The following is an 18,308-nucleotide window of genomic DNA, read 5'->3' on the forward strand; positions in this document are numbered from 1 at the left end:
AAGATGGTGTATCACTTAATTGCAATGCCATGATATGTCTCTGCTTCTTCGTAATCTTTACGTAAGGGATAACCTTCCCAGTCTTCGGGCAGTAATATCCGTCTCAGGTCTGGGTGGCCCTCAAAGTAAATCCCAACAAGGTCGAACGCCTCTCGTTCATGCCAATCGGCGGTACGCCAAACACCGGTAACCGTAGGCACAACCGGCAGGTTGTCCAATCGCCTATCGTTTTCGATGGTCACTTTCAACGTAAGTTGATAGCGATGTGGTATGGAGGCCAGATGGTACACCACCGAAAACGACCCACTTTCCACCCCATTGTCAACCGCACTGATACAGGAAAGGAAGTCGAAGTAGGTTTCTTTATGATCGCGAAGAAATAGGCAGACCGCTGCCACCTTTTGAATGGGTATCACCAGTGCCGGTTGCCGTCCAGTGTCCTCTACGGCAACCACGGATTCTTCGCCGAATTCGGCTACCAACAGTTCCTGAACGCGTGTTATAATTTCCATTTAGGTAATTGTAATTATTAAGGAGCTAGGCGTACGACACGCCAACCTGCGTGTGCTCGTGAATAACGCAAGCGATCATGAAGCCGGTTATCTCTCCCCTGCCAAAACTCTATGGTTTGCGGCGTGAGGCGATAGCCACCCCAATGCGATGGCCTCGGAATAGGTGTCCCAGCCGCATAATGCTGTTCCAATTTGGTCAACCGGGCATCGAGCTCGCCCCTACCTGCAATCTCCCGACTTTGTGGTGATGCAATGGCTCCCAGCTGGCTTCCGCTAGGCCGGGAGTGAAAATACGCGTCCGACTGCGCTGCAGGCATTTTAGCCACCTGCCCGGTAATACGCACCTGCCGCTGCAGCTCTGGCCAGAAAAACAACAGGGCCGCAGCTGGATTACGATTCAGCTCCACGCCTTTTTGGCTTTCGTAATTCGTAAAAAATCCAAAACCAGCATCGCTAATATCTTTAAGAAGAACAATCCGCACCGATGGTTGTCCATCGGCCGATGCCGTAGCTAGTGTCATGGCATTCGGCTCCATAACTCCGCTTTCCAACGCCTCTTCAAACCACCTCCTAAACTGTACAATAGGATCTTCGGATATTTCGCTTTCGTTTAAACTACCCATCTTATACGCCGTCCGAATAGCCCCGATATCTGCTTGCTTCCCCGTCATTCGCCTCACCCCCTACTTCTTATAATAGGTCAGCGCTTCGGGTATTAATTTTTTAATGTTGTTGATGCGGCGTGCATCACTGGGGTGCGTGCTCAGAAACTCAGGTGGCGCCCCGCCGCCCTGTGCTTGCTTCGCCTGGGCCATCCGTTCCCAAAAGCCAATCGCTTCATTGGGATTATAGCCGGCCATAGCCATGAATACCAATCCCAATCGGTCCGCTTCGCTTTCTTGGTTACGCGAGTAATTCAACAATGCCAATTGCCCACCCAGCCCATAGGCCGTATTAAGCACCGCACGGGCTGTGCTCGATTTTTCCGCCGTGGCGATATCGACGGCTGCACCGCCGGCTTGAGCTACCATGGTCTGCGACATCCGCTCGGCCGAATGTTTGGCGATGGCATGGGCAATCTCGTGACCCATTACTGTGGCCAGCCCGGCTTCGGTTTTTGTTACCGGCAAAATACCGCTATATACGGCAACCTTACCACCCGGCATACACCAGGCATTGATTTGATTCTCCTCAATCAGATTAAACTCCCAATGGAAATCGTATTGGTCTCCATACCCGTTTTGCTGCAGGAAACGGTTTACCGCATTGGCAATATTCTTCCCTACCCGCTGCACGAGCTGTGCTTGATTTGAACTCTTAACCACCTTGGTTTCTGCATCACCCAGGAAATCCTTATAAACTAAGGCCGCCTGTTGTTGGATTTCAGCTTCGTTAACCAGATTCAACTGTTTCCGCCCCGTTAGCGGAACGGTGGCGCACGACACGACGATGACGACGGTCAGTAGCGCGAAACTATATTTTACAAAATTTTTCATCTTGTGTTTTTTTTGACAGGCAATAGCCTTGTTATGTCAACGAAAGCAATATATATGCCGAACTTATCATTTTACACCTTTGCTCGTTTCCCGAATAAATAAACTTTAGACTCCTTGCCTTTCAGTAAACGTTCGATATTCTTTTGGTGGGTAATCAAGATCAGCACACAAATGCATATGCCATACAAAACCACCGATTTGACCGATGTGTGAAACAGGAAAACGGTACTGAACGGAAAGGCAAACCCGGCACTGATAGAACTCAACGACACGTAATGTGTAAGTAGCAGCATAATCAAAAATACCGATACGCATACCAACGCCGCTTGGAAATGCACGGCGAGAATCATGCCGAACAGGGTAGCCACTCCCTTGCCGCCCCGGAACCCGGCGAAGACCGGGAACAAATGTCCGACCACGGCAATTACACCCAGCGCGAGCTGATAATTCACGAATTGGGCAGCAGCTTGCGGACCGGTCACCGAGGGTCCGATGAAAAACGCCAGATTGGTTGCTGTCCACCCTTTCAAGATATCAATAACCATTACGGCTATGCCCGCTTTCGTACCCAGTACCCGAAAGGTATTGGTAGCGCCTGCGTTGCCGCTGCCATACTCCCGCACATCAACCCGATAGAACGATTGTCCCAACCATACGGCGGTGGGGATGGATCCGAACAGGTAGGCCAAGACAACGGCGCCGATAAGATAGATCGATATCATGAATTGCAAATTAACGAAAAAGAAGCAAAAACTACCACCTGCTTTTTTTAACCGACCACGTTTGCCTTTAGGCTCATATCCAGTCCCTTCACCGAATGAGTGAGTGCACCGATGGAAATGAAGTCTACCCCCGCCGCAGCATAATCACGGATATTGTCTATGTTAATTCCGCCAGATGCTTCGGTAACCAGCCGCCCATTAATTAATGCAACGGCTTCCCGCAACGCTTCCGGCGTAAAATTATCCAGCATAATCCGCTCTACACCGCCCACAGCAAGCACCTCCTCGATTTCTTCCCGGTTACGCACTTCTACCTCAATTGCGATGGGTCTTTTCATGTTCTTGCGGTAGGCGTTGGCCCGGCTAATTGCATTCTTTATCCCTCCGGCATAATCCACGTGGTTGTCTTTTATCAACATCATGTCGTATAACCCAAACCGGTGGTTTACTCCCCCACCGATTGCCACCGCTTTTTTTTCAAGGAATCGGAGCAATGGGGTGGTCTTTCGGGTATCCAGCACCTTGGCGGCCGTACCAGCAATGGCGGCTACGATGCGATGCGTGGCAGTAGCTATACCACTCATGCGCTGCATGATATTGAGTGCCAATCGCTCTGCAAGTAAAATACCATGGACGTTTCCTTTTACGGTCAGGACCACGTCGCCTACAGCGACCGCATCTCCGTCTGCCTTGTAAGTGGAGACCAATAACGCGTCATCTACCGTGTGAAACACAGCTAGCGCCTCCGCAATCCCCGCCAGTATACCCGGTTCCTTGATAATCAATTGCGCTTCGCCCACCGCGTGGGGTGGAATGGTAGAGAGCGACGTATGATCACCATCGCCTACATCCTCTGCAAGTGCAGCGGTGATAAACCGTTGCAACTGTTCGTTTTCTAGCTGATCCATTGGTTATTATTCATGTGTATATCGAACACGCCAAGTGTATTATATCAACTTCAGCGAGCGCGACATAACTTCGTTTAAACGGCGCTAAGATGGCTATTTAAAACAAAAGAAGACGAATAAAAATAAAAATCGGGTAGGTCCGTCAGTAAATTGGTTCAATACGAAACTCCGTAACCTGAAACGTATTGTCGTTGTTTGTCAGCTTATAAGAAACCCGGAAAGCGTCCCTGGCGGTCTCTAGATTAAGCACTACATACCTGAAATTAGGATTCGAGTCCAATCGATGGGCAATCTTCACACCCGTAGGGGAATGCTTACTGAAAAAGTCGCGAAGAATAATCTCTGCCTGTACGCGCGAGTAAATACCTTCGTCATTCAGCAACGTCATGCTTACTGTCGACGAAAAATACTTGGAAAGCTCTTTGGTGTTGCCCCCTCTTACACACGAAGCAATATCATCAATTACATCGTTGCTGCTGGCAAATCCCACCACCATCACGAAGCACATCACGCCCATCAACCCCATCTTTCTGATCAATCTGATTCCCATCACGTTTTAAGTAATTGTGTATTCCAATATCAAATTTATTTATATTCGACCACTTGCTTTCTCCACGGACAACTGCCAACTGTAGACTAATTTCTACAAAAAGAAGGGTTTTTAACTGATATTGCCCGACAACTAACCTACTGCTAAAAACATGCCATCTTTCAAAGACCAACCTGCAGCGATAAGGGAAGTGCCTAAGGTGACGCGAATAAACTTGCATCTAAAAGCAAGTTTCTCTAAGTTTGTTCCGTGAATAATAGCAAAAAAGTAGCCCTCATAATCTTAGACGGTTTAGGTTATGGCAAAGACGATCAATCTAACGCCGTCCATGCGGCCAATACACCTTTTCTAGTCAACTTGCTGGCCAACCAACCCAACGCCACACTTGAAGCATCCGGCGAAGCCGTCGGTCTACCTGCGGGGCAGATGGGCAATTCTGAGGTAGGCCACATGAACCTCGGTGCCGGACGAACTGTTTATCAGGAGCTTGGACGAATACATAAAGCGGTTTCCGATGGCGAATTTGAAAGAAACCCAACGCTTCAGCGCGCTTTCAATCACGCAAAAGCCAACGGCAAGCGTGTGCACTTTATCGGTCTGTTATCCGATGGTGGTGTCCACGCGCATACGCGGCACTTGAAAGGCCTCTGCGAAGCGGCCAAACATGCAGGGCTCACCAATAATGAAGTTTTCATACATGCATTTTTAGACGGTCGCGATACGGATCCCAATTCGGGTATCGGCTATGTGGCGGATATGGAACAGTTCCTAACGACAAGCGTGGGTCAGCTGGCTTCGGCGATTGGCCGGTACTATGCCATGGATCGAGACAACCGGTGGGAACGAGTGAAACAGGCTTACGATCTGCTGGTCAACGGCGTAGGTGCCCGTGCTGCGAACCTTGGCGAGGCCATTCAGCAATCTTACAACGATGGCGTTACCGATGAATTCGTTAAACCCATCGTCAAAACCGATACCGACGGCAATGCATTGGCAACAATTGAAGATGGCGATGTTGTGGTTTGTTTTAATTTCCGTACAGACCGCGGCAGGGAAATCACCCTGGCGCTTACGCAACAAGCCTTCCCCGAGTTTGATATGCATCCGCTCAACCTGCACTACCTCACCATGACCACCTACGATGAGACATTCAAGAATGTCCAGGTGCTCTTTCTTAAAGATAACCTTGCCAACACGCTTGGCGAGGTGCTGGAGGCGAACAACAAGACCCAGACCCGTATTGCCGAAACAGAAAAATATCCACATGTCACGTTTTTCTTCTCTGGCGGGCGCGAACAAGTATTTCGCGGCGAAAACCGAATTCTTATTCCCTCCCCAAAAGTGGCTACATACGACCTGCAGCCAGAGATGAGTGCACAGGAGGTGGCTGATGCCATCTGTGCAGATATGGTTTCCAACAAGCCCGATTTCATCTGCCTTAATTTCGCCAACCCCGACATGGTAGGGCATACAGGCGTATTTGATGCGGTAGTAGCCGCAGTGGAGACGGTAGACCGCTGCGCAAAACAGGTGGTTGATTGCGGGCAAAACGAGGGTTATAGTTTTATTATTATTGCAGACCATGGTAATGCCGAATTTATGCTAAATGACGATGGCTCCGTCAATACAGCCCATACCACCAACTTAGTTCCCTGCATACTTATTGACAGCACTTACGGCAGCATAGCCAACGGTAAGTTGGGTGATATCGCCCCCACAATTCTGACCCTAATGGGTGTTCCTATCCCCTCGGAGATGACGGGCAATGTATTGGTTTAAAAGGTGTAAGCATGCGACAGTTCCCTATAACCATCGCCTTCAGCGCTACGATGCTGCTACTAGCTTCATCATGCGACAGTAAGATCGGAGATGGCTCAACAGCATTGCAAGAAACGTATTACTTCAGTTTAGCCGATTATTTCCATCAAGAAGCTACGCGACTACAACAACACAATCCAGAGATCATCAAAACCGTAGCAAAAGACGGAACAGAAGAGCAGAAAGCAGTACGCGTGGCCGACTGGAAGAAGGAATTCACTCTATTTATCGACGCTGATATCAATAAACCTGCCTGGCAAAACAGTTACCGGGTGAGTCGTGATGGCTTGACCGTAACCTACACGAGTATCGATTCGACGCTGCGCACAAAGGAAATCCGCGTGGAGAAATCGAACGCAGGTACCGTAACGCAAATCCATGTAACGAATCAAGTACGTAACATGCTGTATACAACAAAGGAACAGCTCGATTACTACGTCGACTCCTTATATCGGATTACGAAACAACAACAGGTACGGGTAATTGGAAAAAGCCACTACACCGTTACCGGCGAGTGGCTATAAAAAGGGTTGTGTTTATTCTTTTTTATTTCAGATTATCGCGGTAAACTTTCGCCTTCTTGAGCTCCGTTTGGATATCTTTTTTACCCGGGGCCATAGCTAGTACCTGTTCAAAATCAACAACGCTATTATTGTATGCGTCTGTTGCAATCGCTTTGTCATAGTTGGCGGTGCCAGCCGTACCCCTTAGTATCCCTAAATCGCGATAGGCGATACCTCTGTTTTGGTAATACTTCACATCTTCTCCATTGAGTTCGATGGCCTTCGTATAATTGACAATTGCTTGGTTGAGCATTTTTTCGCGGTTGCCCGAACTGATCCGTGTGTCTGTCTGCACAGCTAAGATGTTATTAGCTTTACCTCTGTAATAATAGGCCGATTCATGATCGGGCCTCAGCTCGATGACTTTGCTGAATGACTCCAGTGCTTTCCGGTACTCGCCGATTTGATATTGCGAATAGGCCAGCATATACATTACGTTCGGATCCTTAGCCTCGTCCGGAAGTGCTTTTTGCAAATGGTTAGTAGCAGCTTTAAAATCACCGTCTATCAGCGCTTTCTGTCCTAAGCGCACATGTGGGTTGCTGGGTGCTGTTTCCGTCGTTTGGCCTTTCGCAACGAATACGGCCACACATAAAACCCCTACCATAACACCAGCAGTCAGTCGTCTTAAATTAATTTTCAAATTCTTTATTTTCATCTGTTCACATTTTTTAATGGCTGATAAAATGAACGATCCATGCAAATGATTATTCTGGTTAATTTGATACTATTTACATCTCCGTTTCATCGCTTCCTTAAACTATACAAAATGAGCCGGGAATCAACCCCACTAAATGATACCCATCTACCCTTACTGCAATTTCCGTGCTACAAACATAACCATAAGCTTCACTATGTGCAACCCGCCCTGGCGTATCTCAATTTTATTTAAACTCCAAACTATTTATTTTATTACCCATCGGTTTAATTTTATCATTGAAATCCTTATATTAGTACCTTAATCTATATATGACGATATCTTTTCCCAATGTATAAACACAACCCGACCGCACGCCCCACAGCTGACTTTTTTTCAGCAAGTATGTCTTAATGTTACGATATGACATCGAAATGCGGGAAAGGTTTAGTCTTGGCATAGGCATTGCAATTATGTCCATAAGATAGATAGTTAATATAAGACGAATGTACTGCTGCCAAAATGGCGCCATATCATATACAAAAGTTATTCATGAGCAATTTCGATCCATTTGATTTTAATCAAGCCATTCCCATTATAAATGAAGACACAGAATTCTTCCCGTTATTAAGCCAGCAGGATGAAGATGAGATGAGTAACGCCGACTTACCGGAGTCGCTTTCCATCCTTCCCTTGCGCAACACCGTTTTATTTCCCGGGGTGGTTATCCCCATTACGGTAGGGCGCGACAAGTCCATCAAATTAGTAAAGGAAGCTTACAAGGGTGATCGCATTATTGGTGTGGTTTCGCAGCAAAATATGACCATTGAAGACCCCACTTTCGAACAATTGCATCAGGTGGGCACCGTGGCGATGATTATCAAAATATTGCAAATGCCCGATGGCAACACAACGGTTATCATTCAGGGCAAGCAACGCTTCAAGCTACGTGGTCTCATTCAAAGCGAACCCTACATCAAAGCCCACATTGAGCGCTTCGAAGAGAAAAAGCACAAAACCGGCAAGGAATTCAACGCGCTGATTTCGTCTATCAAAGAGATGGCATTGCAAATCATCCAGCTCTCTCCGCATATCCCCAGCGAGGCAGGTATTGCCATAAAAAACATTGAAAGCCCTGGCTTCTTAATCAACTTCATTTCATCCAACCTCAACGCCGATCTCCCATTCAAGCAAGAACTGCTGGAAATAGCTAACTTGGAAAAACGGGCAGCCAAAGTATTGGAGCAACTCAATATTGAACTTCAATTACTGGAACTTAAAAACCAGATACAGAATAAGGTAAAAGGAGATTTAGATAAACAGCAACGGGATTATTTCCTCAATCAGCAATTAAAAACAATTCAGGAGGAGCTTGGTGGCAACACACCCGATCTGGAAATGGAGGATCTGCGTAAACGGGCGAGGGTAAAAAAATGGTCCAAGGAAGTTGCAGAACACTTCAATAAAGAGCTCGATAAACTGGCGCGCATTAATCCCGCCGCCGCAGACTATTCTGTTCAAGTAAACTACCTGGAGCTGCTGCTTGAGCTGCCTTGGAACGACTTCTCTAAAGACAATTTCGACCTCAAACGCGCCAAGCGAGTGCTGGATCGCGACCATTATGGGTTGGAGAAGGTAAAACGCCGGATTATCGAATATCTTGCCGTACTGAAGCTCAAACACAACATGAAAGCCCCGATCTTATGTTTGGTGGGCCCTCCCGGTGTCGGCAAGACCTCATTAGGCAAATCGATAGCCAAAGCAATCGGTCGCAAATACACCCGCATGGCACTAGGCGGTATCCGCGATGAGGCCGAAATTCGGGGCCACAGGAAGACCTACATCGGCGCCATGCCCGGACGCATCATCCAGTCGCTGAAAAAGGCAGGCACCTCGAACCCGGTATTCGTTCTCGATGAAATCGATAAGGTGGGGAGCGACTTCCGCGGAGACCCATCCTCGGCGCTGTTAGAGGTGCTCGATCCCGAGCAAAACAATGCATTTTACGACCATTATGTCGAACTTGACTATGACCTATCAAACGTCATGTTCATCGCTACCGCCAACTCGCTCAGCAATATCCAGCCAGCCCTATTGGACCGCATGGAAATTATCGAAGTAAACGGTTATACCATCGAAGAGAAAATCGAAATTGCCAAGAAACACCTGATCCCCAAACAGCGGGAGGTACACGGCCTTAATGCCAAGGATTTCGCCCTCCGCGCTACTGTCATAGAAAAGATCATCGATGAATATACACGAGAATCGGGGGTACGTGGCTTGGAAAAGAAAATCGGTTCACTTGTACGGGGCGTGGCTACCCACATGGTTATGGAAGACCCATTACCGAAGCCTATTGGTACTGATGTGGTGGAAAAAGTACTGGGTGCACCCATATTCGATAAAGAATACTACGAAAACAATGATGTGGCAGGCGTGGTTACCGGTTTGGCGTGGACCCAGGTTGGTGGCGACATCCTCTATATCGAATCGAGTTTAAGTCCGGGCAAGGGCAAATTAACCTTAACGGGCAACCTGGGCGACGTAATGAAAGAATCGGCATCTATTGCTATGGCTTACCTCCGGGCAAACGCGGGTACCTTTGGCATCGATTACCGGGTGTTCGACACGTGGGACGTGCATATCCACGTCCCGGCCGGTGCGACTCCGAAAGATGGCCCTTCAGCGGGTATCACCATGCTCACCGCGCTGGCCTCCAGCTTTACGCAGCGCAAAGTGAAAGAAAAACTGGCGATGACGGGTGAAATAACCCTACGGGGCAAGGTGCTTCCCGTTGGCGGAATCAAAGAAAAAATATTAGCCGCCAAGCGGGCCAATATCAATCAGGTGATCCTCTCAAAAGCTAATCGAAAAGACATTCTGGAAATCAAAGAGGATTATATCAAAGACCTCACTTTCCATTACGTTAGCGAAATGCATGAGGTCGTCGATATTGCGTTGTTAAAACAACAGGTGAAAAACCCGAAGAAGCTCTTAACGGATAAATTATAATACGGCACCCTTTACAGCTTTTTTTGTATAAATTAATTATTAACTTAGCTTCATGCTTATTGAATCGCTGATTATCTTAGCGTTAATCCTTTTGAATGGCGTTTTATCAGCTTCCGAAATCGCTATCGTATCCAGCAGGAAAGCCCGGCTGCAGGTGCTTGCTGATAAGAAGAATGCAGCAGCCAAACAGGTGCTCAAACTTAAGAGCACGCCCAATCAGTTCCTTTCTACTGTCCAGATCGGCATCACCCTTATCGGTATCCTAACCGGTATTTTCGGGGGTGCCACGATCGCCCAGCGCCTCGACGTTTACCTGTCGGAAGTGGCTTGGATAGATGGCTATAGTTCGCAACTATCTGTACTCATCGTAGTGATTGCCATCACCTTCCTCACCTTGGTCTTCGGCGAACTCGTGCCGAAGCGCATCGGGCTGGCTATCCCGGAAAAATATGCGATGATTCTCGCCTTTCCGATGCAGGTGCTTAGCAAGGCCGTAGCCCCATTTGTATGGCTACTCAGTGCCACTACCGAGGGGATTGTGAAAATCCTGAACATCAAAACGTCCCACAATGCGGTTACCGAGGAAGAAATCAAGGCCCTCGTAGACGAAGGGGCCGATACTGGTGCCATTGAGCACATTGAGCATGAAATCGTAGACCGAGTATTCAGCTTGGGCGATAAACGTGCCATTAATCTGATGACACACCGCAGCAACATCGTGTGGCTCGATATCGATGACGGATACGATGTACACCGTGACACCATATTGAAAAGCGGCCATACCGTCTACCCGGTCTGCCAGGGAGGCTTAGACAATATCGCAGGCGTGGTCCATATCAAATCGCTACTCAATCAATACCTCATTAAAGAGCCGATACAGCTGAGCAGTCTGACGCAACCGTTAAACTACGTCCATGAGAACAGTTCGGCATACAGTATACTGAACAAATTCAAGGCATCCAAGATACACCAGGCCATCGTACTCGACGAGTATGGGTCACTTCAGGGTATCGTAACCATTAACGACATCCTAAGTAGCCTTGTAGGCGATATCTCCGATGGCGATACCGGTGAAAGGCCGGAAATCGTTGCCCGCGAAGACGGGAGCCTGCTTATCGATGGGCAGTACCAATTGGACGAATTATTTGTGGCGCTAAACATCGATCCGTCAGAAGAGGAAGACGATGGTATGGGTAGCATCAGTACCATCGCCGGCTTAGTATTACTTAAACTGGGCCATATGCCTACCGTAGGCGAGCGGACGCAATGGAAAGACCACGAATTTGAGGTAGTTGATATGGATGGTAACCGGATTGACAAAGTATTGGTTACCCACCTGGGGGAGTAATTTATAATGAAGCTACCGAGTTTACAAAATGCCTTTTGTTACCAATTCTTTTTCCATCTCCTGTTGCAATGTCAGCGCCTCTTCCCTAGCCCGTTCGGCAAAGTCCTGGCCATCGGATGCATAAATGATGGACCGGGTTGCGTTGACGAGTAACCCACAGTCCATATTCAGACCGTATCGGCACACCTCCGCTAGGCTTCCGCCCTGTGCGCCGACCCCCGGCACCAATAGAAAATGATCGGGTGCGAGCGTCCGGATGGTAACAAACGCGTCGCCACGTGTTGCCCCCACTACATACATCAGATTATCGATGGTACCCCATCCGTTGGTTTTTTCGATCACCCGCTCAAACAGCTGTATGCCATGCACATCCCGATGTGTTTGAAAATCCAAGCCCCCAGCATTGGAGGTTAACGCCAATACAATCGACCATTTGCCCTCAAAATCGAGGAAAGGCTTTACAGAATCGTGCCCCATGTACGGAGCAATGGTAAGCGCATCAAACCCAAGGCCAGACGCCTCCCGGTCAAAAAATGCCTTCGCATACATCTTGGCAGTATTCCCGATGTCCCCACGTTTGGCATCAGCGATACTCAGGCAGTCTTTTGGCAATGCAGCCCATGTTTTTTGCAAGCTTTGCCACCCAGCAACACCACGGCTTTCATAAAAGGCAATATTGGGCTTGTATGCCACACACAGGTCGGCTGTCGCTGCAATAATCTGCCTATTGAACTCAAAAACCGGATCATCGTAGTCGAGCAGGTGGCGCGGCACTTTATCGATATCGGTATCGAGGCCCACACATAGAAATGAGCGCTTGGTTTTTATCTGTTGAATGAGTTCACTCCGGGTCATAGCTGTTCGTGATTTTTACCACCGCAAACCTAAGACAAAAATCGCTGCTAAAAAAGTGAAAAGCCGCTCCTATTTCAATACTTCACGCGCAATGACCATTTTTTGGATTTCGGATGTCCCTTCACCGATGGTGCAGAGTTTGGCATCTCGATAGTACTTCTCCACAGGAAAATCTTTGGTGTAGCCATAGCCGCCAAAAACCTGAACGGCCTCCGTCGCGCAACGCACGGCTACCTCCGAAGCGTAATATTTGGCCATAGCGGAGTTTTTCGTCACATCGGCACCACTGTTCTTTAAGGCGCATGCCTGCCGAACCAGCAATTCGGCCGCCTCGATCTCCGTGGCCATATCGGCCAGTTTAAAAGAAATACCCTGAAAATTAGCAATCGGTTGGCCAAACTGGTGACGTTCCTTCGCGTAATTAACGGCAGCTTCCAGCGCACCTTTCGCAATGCCCAATGCCAGCGCAGCAATGGAAATACGCCCTCCATCGAGCACTTTCATCGCTTGCTTGAACCCTTCGCCTACTTCGCCTAGGAGGTTCGCACGCGGCACCCGACAATTGTCAAAGACCAGCTCCGTGGTTTCCGAAGCCCGCATCCCCAACTTGTTTTCCTTCTTTCCGGACTTGAACCCTGAGGTGCCTTTCTCAATAACCAGTGCCGAAACACCTCCTGATCGATTCTTCTCACCCGTACGGACCATGACCACTGCAATATCGCTGCTTTTACCGTGGGTAATCCAATTCTTTGCGCCATTAACGATATACTCGTCGCCGTCGAGTTCTGCGGTGGTAACCATCCCTAGTGCATCCGAACCGGTATTGGCTTCGGTAAGCGCCCAGGCCCCAATCCATTCTGCTGTCGCCAGCTTAGGCAGCCACCGATGCTTTTGTTCATCATCGCCAAACGCCAATATATGTCCGGTGCAAAGCGAATTGTGTGCCGCCAGCGAAAGCCCCACCGACCCGCATACCTTTGCCACCTCTACAATGACATCTACATACTCATCATATCCCAATCCGGCGCCCCCATACTCTTCGGGCACCAATACCCCCATGATACCGAGCTGTCCCATTGCTTTGAAGGTATCGATGGGGAAAAATTGCGCCTCATCCCATTCCATCACGTACGGACGGATGTGTTTATGTACAAATTCACGGACCATCTGCCGTACCATTTCCCTATTTTCGTCGCCCATTATTAGTGGTTCCATAATGATAACTAACTGGTTTTCCTGCAATAATAAGCAATACCACGAAGAAAGCAAACCAAAGAAAATACGGTGTAATATAGAATAGAATGGTTTTGGGTATGAAAGGTGATAAAATATGTTCAAAAAAACAGGGATAATCCGTCCAAAGTTTATCTTTGAAGTTTAAAACGAAATGATATGAACCGCATCATCACGTCCATGCTCTGGATCTGGGCTTTCTGTTTTTTTCTCACCACGCCGGCCGCGGCCAGTGGAACCAAAGGTAAAATCGATGATGGACAGACAAAGAAAGCATCTGTCGAACTGAAATTCAACCTCAAGCCCGGCGAAAAATACCTATTCTCCTCTGTGGTTAAGCAAGAAATTGTACAAGAAGCCATGGGACAGCAGATTACCACTACCCAAGATATTTCCACGGAATACATCTATGCCATCAAAGCGCAGGAAAATGGGATAACCGAAATCGATGTAACAATGAGCGCCATAAAAATGGATACTGACGTGGGTGGCATGCAGCGGATTACATTTGATTCGAGCGATCCCGATGCCGGTACCAGCGAATTGAAAGTTATGTCAAATGTCGTAGGCAAGACGTTTCAACTCTATATCAATGAAGATGGCAGCATACACAAAGTGGAAGGGTTTGCGGATGTATTCGGTGCTATGGGGGGCCAACAAGCCGAGATCCTTGAACAGTCTTTCGGTGATTCGTCTCTCGTACAAAGCATGAACCAAATCACCAACATCTATCCGGACACGGAGGTGTCCATTGGCGACACGTGGGTAAAAACATTTTCGGGCCCTATTGCCAACCTCATGCAATCGGAAACTACGTCTAACTTCACACTTTCCGAACTTGCAGGCGACATTGCCGTGCTTGAAGTGGCGGGCCAGCTGACATTCTCGAAGTTTACCGGCGAAGGCGGCAACCCAATGCTACAAGCGGCGGATTTCAATATGAGTGGAACACAGCACGGCACCATGGAAATAGACGTCAATTCAGGTCTGCCTCTGCTTTCCAAGCTTAAGCAGGATATCACGGGAAGTATGGATATGCAAGGTATGAAAATACCCATGAGCATCGCATCATCTATTACCATTACAGGCAAAAAATTGTAAACGATGGGTGGTTACCCATAGCCCACCAGCGTATTTACGTGCGGACTAAAGGACGTTAACCGGTCCTTTCCGTTAAGGAAATCCAAACTGATAATGAAGGTGTAGCCCGCAATATGGCCGCCCAATCGCTCAATCAGTTGGCTCGTAGCGACAACTGTGCCGCCGGTTGCCAGCAGATCGTCGTGAATCAGCACTCGGCTACCTGCGGTGAATGCATCAGCATGAATCTCAATGGTTGCGTTACCATATTCCAACGCATACTCCTGCTGCATGGTATCATAGGGCAATTTCCCTACCTTCCTAACAGGCACAAAAGGCTTATCCAGCTGTTGGGCGAGCATGAGGCCGAAGAGGAAGCCACGGCTTTCAATACCCACTACCACATCAATGGTGTTCCGATCAAGCTGTTGAGTCATGTGGTCTACCACCGCTTTACAAAGCTGTGGATCTTTGAGGATAGGCGTAATGTCTTTAAAAACAATACCCGGCTTCGGAAAATCAGGCACATCCCGGATGGCAGATCTCAATCGTTGTTCAATCATCAGCAAGCGTTAAGTACGGTGCAATTTTAAGAAAAATTTGCTCATCCATAATCGCAATGTGCAATAAATCACGGATTGACCTGTAGGGCCCATGTTGTTTGCGGTATTGTACAATGGCATTGGCCAGCTTATGGTTGATAAATGGGTGATCACGAAAGCGTTGGTATTCAGCGGTATTGAGGGCGATTCTTTCTACATTCGATGTGTCTACGTATACGTGCTGGCTCAGCCCTGCAAACCGCACCGAATCAAATCCATAGACATCCATCAACTGCGATACGTGATGGAAACCACCCAACATATCGCGGAATCGCACAATACGCGAAGCAAACACCGGCCCGATACCCGGCAGGTATTGCAACTCGAGCGAGTCGGCATCGTTTAAATCGACGTGCAGTATCCGTAGTGTGGTTGGTTGTTCAACCGACTGGATGACGCGCATGCCGCTATCATGGCGGCTTGCCGTCGTCGCCGGCAGCTCAAGCCGCTTAGTCTGCTTAATATCGATATAAGGCTCAAGCCGGGCATAATCCGTGTCATTGATCGCGTAAATCTTAGCCAAATCTTCTTTCTTCCAGAAATGCCCACCCTTGGCTTCATAATTTTTAATCATCCGTATCTGTCGCTCGGAAAGCCCCAACCGCTTCCAGTCCACCACAGGCAACCCATTGGGGTCGAATTTAAAATAGGTCACTTCAAGTGCGTGCACGTCTTGTTGCTCTTTGGCCCCATAGTCACGGTAGCTGGTTGATGGCTGCCGCTTATTAGCGGTTGCCAGAAAGCTATCGACTTCAGCAAATTGGGCAGAAAAATCGTCTTCGGTGTAAACGTTACCGAAAGACAATATACGCGGGGTGGCCCAAAACAGCAGCAATACCAAACCCAATACGCAGACGCCATTAAGTTCGCTACGGCTAAAACCGAAATAGGTTGCAAACCATTTTTGCATGGTTGGTTTATATCATTCGGTGTTTAAAACAAAAATTCAAACCCGACCATACCGTGGAGGTATCTTGTCGGGTTTGAACTGTATGAATATCGATGACATGTTCGCTATGCGTTCATTTCATCCGTCATTGAGAGTAGTTCCTTGTGATTACTCGCTTTGGTCCTGGTTTTTGTTTTATGTTTATTGATCTGCCTCCGCAATGATTCCACCGCCAAGTCCGTAGCCTCCTCAAAAGATTTTGCCTGTGCTTTGGCAAACAGCTGACTTCCTGGGATATTCAGCTTGAACTCGGTAATCTTGTTAGCCTCGTCTTCTACATTTTCTACTTTAAGATAACACTCCCCATCAATGATCTGGTCAAAGAATTGGTCAAGTTTGTCCACCCGCTTCTGGATGAACTGGATCAACTTTTTGTCTGCGTCGAAACGAATTGATTGCACGATAATGTTCATGATTCCTCCTTTTTTAAGCTTTTGGATGAGCTTGTTTATAAATCGATTTAAGTCGTTCTACCGAGTTATGTGTATAGACTTGGGTAGCTGCCAGTCCGGCATGCCCCAACAGTTCCTTAATGGCATTTAAATCTGCACCATTATCCAACAGCGTGGTAGCAAATGTGTGCCGAAGCACATGTGGGCTTTTTTTCCGCTGGGAGGATATGGTACCCAAGTACCGTGTTACGATGTCATAGATCAATCCAGGATAAGCGCTCTTCCCTTTCTTAGTAACGATAAGATGCGCCAAATTGTTATCAAAATATTGTTTATTTTTTTCATCGATATAATGCCGGAGCACCACTTGCAGTGATTTATTCATCGGCACAAGTCTTTCCTTACTGCGTTTACCAAATATATGGATATTACCGTTGTAGAAATCGATGTGCTCTTCACGGATTTGCAGTAATTCGGAGAGGCGGATTCCCGTGCCGAACAACAATTCCAACACGGTCCTATCACGTACCCCTTCAAAGGACTGGGGAAACGCCCCCACCGAATCCAGCATGGCAGACAGTTTTTCTTTATCTACAGTTACGGGGAGCCTTTTGGGTGTTTTTAATGCCCTCACTAATGCGAAAGGGTTCTGCGTAACCACCCCCTCACGCATCAAGAACCGATAGTAGGTGCGAAGCGCTGCCAAGCTACGGTTTACGGATACCGGACTCAGCCCCGATTCCAGGCGCTCGGCCAAGTAGGCGCGCGCCTGCCGATGGGTTACCTGGCCAACATCCGCACCTGATGTTGGCAGGTATTCGGTATATACCGCCAACTCATGGCTATAAGCGGCAACCGTATGCTTTGAGAAGCGCTTTTCGTAGGTAATGAAATAGATAAAACGGTCTATAAACATAGAAAACTATCCATAATATTCTATTGGTGAATATACGGATAGTTTTCCGGTATTACAAATAAACCGCCCCATCAAAGGGGATAAAATCGTTAGATGATATCCTGGTTGAGGCTTTGTTTATAAATCGCCTTTTTACGTTGTGTACGACGGGTAACGGATTTCTTCTCGTAGGCTTGACGGGAACGCAATTCGCGCAACACCCCTGTTTTTTCAAATTTCTTCTTGAACCGCTTCAACGCACGATCCAACGATTCGCCTTCTTTCACATTTACAATGATCATATCCTGTTATACCTCCTTTCGTTCGAAAATTTCGGACTGCAAAGGTATCAAAGTTTCACATGGTTTCAAAGGGATAAATATATTTTCCGCAAAACTATTGTATAGCAGTCTCGGCAGAAGCGATTTAATCAAGTTCGATTCCTATTGGGGAAAGGGGTTGAAGATGCCGCGGACAAGACTCAAGAGCATTTAAAAGTAAGACGTAAAAAAATTGCAAAAAAGATTTTACTTAGCGTAATAAATACACTATCTTTGCAGCTTCATAATTTAGGTTTATAATTGGTTAGTAAAGGTTTCCATTCTCCCCGTTTGGAAACCTTTCTTTTTTTCGATTCTCTTAGTTATTCCTCAGGCCAGTGCCCGGCGATGCCCGGAATTAAAAAGTATCGCTGTAGGGATAGCGTTAACGGTTGCCATAATCCTTCGAATTAGCA

19 protein-coding genes are annotated in these 18,308 nt (G+C 47.6%); 5 read left to right on the forward strand and 14 right to left on the reverse strand.

Going from position 1 to position 18,308, the window contains the following annotated elements; genetic code table 11:
• Positions 1 to 11: 11 nt before the first annotated feature.
• The 6 genes from U9S71_RS12235 to U9S71_RS12260 all read right to left on the reverse strand — a co-directional run bounded on the left by U9S71_RS12235 (position 12) and on the right by U9S71_RS12260 (position 4,188).
• Complete coding sequence (locus tag U9S71_RS12235; protein ID WP_326327790.1) at positions 12 to 512, reverse strand: NADH-quinone oxidoreductase subunit C; 501 nt, start codon at positions 510 to 512, stop codon at positions 12 to 14.
• Positions 513 to 529: 17 nt separating this feature from the next.
• A complete protein-coding gene (pdxH, locus tag U9S71_RS12240; RefSeq protein WP_326327810.1) occupies positions 530 to 1,183 on the reverse strand; it encodes a pyridoxamine 5'-phosphate oxidase in 654 nt (217 codons plus the stop codon).
• A gap of 12 nt (positions 1,184 to 1,195) precedes the next feature.
• On the reverse strand, positions 1,196 to 2,008 hold the full coding sequence (locus U9S71_RS12245) for a M48 family metallopeptidase (protein ID WP_326327791.1): 813 nt from the start codon (positions 2,006 to 2,008) through the stop codon (positions 1,196 to 1,198).
• Positions 2,009 to 2,079: 71 nt separating this feature from the next.
• Positions 2,080 to 2,730 (reverse strand): glycerol-3-phosphate 1-O-acyltransferase PlsY, encoded by a 651-nt coding sequence (gene plsY, locus U9S71_RS12250; protein ID WP_326327792.1) that lies wholly within the window; start codon positions 2,728 to 2,730, stop codon positions 2,080 to 2,082.
• 47 nt (positions 2,731 to 2,777) lie between these two features.
• Positions 2,778 to 3,638 (reverse strand): carboxylating nicotinate-nucleotide diphosphorylase, encoded by an 861-nt coding sequence (gene nadC / locus U9S71_RS12255; protein WP_326327793.1) that lies wholly within the window; start codon positions 3,636 to 3,638, stop codon positions 2,778 to 2,780.
• Positions 3,639 to 3,780: 142 nt separating this feature from the next.
• On the reverse strand, positions 3,781 to 4,188 hold the full coding sequence (locus U9S71_RS12260) for a DUF4783 domain-containing protein (protein ID WP_326327794.1): 408 nt from the start codon (positions 4,186 to 4,188) through the stop codon (positions 3,781 to 3,783).
• Between the two features lie 249 nt (positions 4,189 to 4,437).
• Here U9S71_RS12260 and gpmI point away from each other — a divergent pair, with 249 nt between their 5' ends.
• Together gpmI and U9S71_RS12270 are read left to right on the forward strand one after the other, a co-directional pair.
• The gene (gene gpmI, locus U9S71_RS12265; protein WP_326327795.1) at positions 4,438 to 5,967 is read left to right on the forward strand and encodes a 2,3-bisphosphoglycerate-independent phosphoglycerate mutase; all 1,530 of its coding nucleotides are present in this window, start codon (positions 4,438 to 4,440) and stop codon (positions 5,965 to 5,967) included.
• An 11-nt stretch (positions 5,968 to 5,978) separates the two neighbouring features.
• Positions 5,979 to 6,530, forward strand: coding sequence for a hypothetical protein (locus tag U9S71_RS12270; RefSeq protein WP_326327796.1), 552 nt, complete (start codon positions 5,979 to 5,981; stop codon positions 6,528 to 6,530).
• Positions 6,531 to 6,552: 22 nt separating this feature from the next.
• On the opposite strand, the gene U9S71_RS12275 is transcribed toward U9S71_RS12270, so the two are convergent.
• A complete protein-coding gene (locus U9S71_RS12275; protein ID WP_326327797.1) occupies positions 6,553 to 7,227 on the reverse strand; it encodes a tetratricopeptide repeat protein in 675 nt (224 codons plus the stop codon).
• 531 nt (positions 7,228 to 7,758) lie between these two features.
• Here U9S71_RS12275 and lon point away from each other — a divergent pair.
• Together lon and U9S71_RS12285 are read left to right on the forward strand one after the other, a co-directional pair.
• A complete protein-coding gene (gene lon, locus U9S71_RS12280) occupies positions 7,759 to 10,218 on the forward strand; it encodes an endopeptidase La (RefSeq protein ID WP_326327798.1) in 2,460 nt (819 codons plus the stop codon).
• Positions 10,219 to 10,270: 52 nt separating this feature from the next.
• Complete coding sequence (locus U9S71_RS12285; protein ID WP_326327799.1) at positions 10,271 to 11,566, forward strand: hemolysin family protein; 1,296 nt, start codon at positions 10,271 to 10,273, stop codon at positions 11,564 to 11,566.
• Positions 11,567 to 11,587: 21 nt separating this feature from the next.
• Here the strand turns inward: U9S71_RS12285 and pyrF are convergent, their stop codons facing one another.
• Both pyrF and U9S71_RS12295 read right to left on the reverse strand, forming a co-directional pair.
• Positions 11,588 to 12,421, reverse strand: a complete 834-nt coding sequence (gene pyrF, locus U9S71_RS12290; protein ID WP_326327800.1) for an orotidine-5'-phosphate decarboxylase — start codon at positions 12,419 to 12,421, stop codon at positions 11,588 to 11,590.
• A gap of 69 nt (positions 12,422 to 12,490) precedes the next feature.
• The gene (locus tag U9S71_RS12295) at positions 12,491 to 13,636 is read right to left on the reverse strand and encodes an acyl-CoA dehydrogenase family protein (protein WP_326327801.1); all 1,146 of its coding nucleotides are present in this window, start codon (positions 13,634 to 13,636) and stop codon (positions 12,491 to 12,493) included.
• A gap of 177 nt (positions 13,637 to 13,813) precedes the next feature.
• On the opposite strand from U9S71_RS12295, the gene U9S71_RS12300 reads away from it, so the two are divergent.
• On the forward strand, positions 13,814 to 14,755 hold the full coding sequence (locus U9S71_RS12300; protein WP_326327802.1) for a DUF6263 family protein: 942 nt from the start codon (positions 13,814 to 13,816) through the stop codon (positions 14,753 to 14,755).
• 11 nt (positions 14,756 to 14,766) lie between these two features.
• Here U9S71_RS12300 and U9S71_RS12305 read toward each other — a convergent pair whose 3' ends face one another.
• From U9S71_RS12305 to rpsU, 5 genes are all read right to left on the reverse strand, one after another.
• Positions 14,767 to 15,297 (reverse strand): adenine phosphoribosyltransferase, encoded by a 531-nt coding sequence (locus tag U9S71_RS12305; RefSeq protein ID WP_326327803.1) that lies wholly within the window; start codon positions 15,295 to 15,297, stop codon positions 14,767 to 14,769.
• Positions 15,290 to 16,246 (reverse strand): helix-hairpin-helix domain-containing protein, encoded by a 957-nt coding sequence (locus U9S71_RS12310; protein WP_326327804.1) that lies wholly within the window; start codon positions 16,244 to 16,246, stop codon positions 15,290 to 15,292. The genes U9S71_RS12305 and U9S71_RS12310 overlap by 8 nt, the downstream gene beginning before the upstream one ends.
• A 104-nt stretch (positions 16,247 to 16,350) precedes the next feature.
• The gene (gene hpf, locus U9S71_RS12315; protein WP_326327805.1) at positions 16,351 to 16,698 is read right to left on the reverse strand and encodes a ribosome hibernation-promoting factor, HPF/YfiA family; all 348 of its coding nucleotides are present in this window, start codon (positions 16,696 to 16,698) and stop codon (positions 16,351 to 16,353) included.
• A gap of 13 nt (positions 16,699 to 16,711) precedes the next feature.
• Positions 16,712 to 17,593 (reverse strand): tyrosine-type recombinase/integrase, encoded by an 882-nt coding sequence (locus U9S71_RS12320; protein ID WP_326327806.1) that lies wholly within the window; start codon positions 17,591 to 17,593, stop codon positions 16,712 to 16,714.
• 89 nt (positions 17,594 to 17,682) lie between these two features.
• Positions 17,683 to 17,874: a 30S ribosomal protein S21 gene (rpsU, locus tag U9S71_RS12325; RefSeq protein ID WP_326327807.1), complete on the reverse strand. Its 192-nt coding sequence runs from the start codon at positions 17,872 to 17,874 to the stop codon at positions 17,683 to 17,685.
• Between the last annotated feature and the right edge of the window lie 434 nt (positions 17,875 to 18,308).

The organism is Parapedobacter flavus (assembly GCF_035818675.1).
Lineage (GTDB): Bacteria > Bacteroidota > Bacteroidia > Sphingobacteriales > Sphingobacteriaceae > Parapedobacter > Parapedobacter flavus.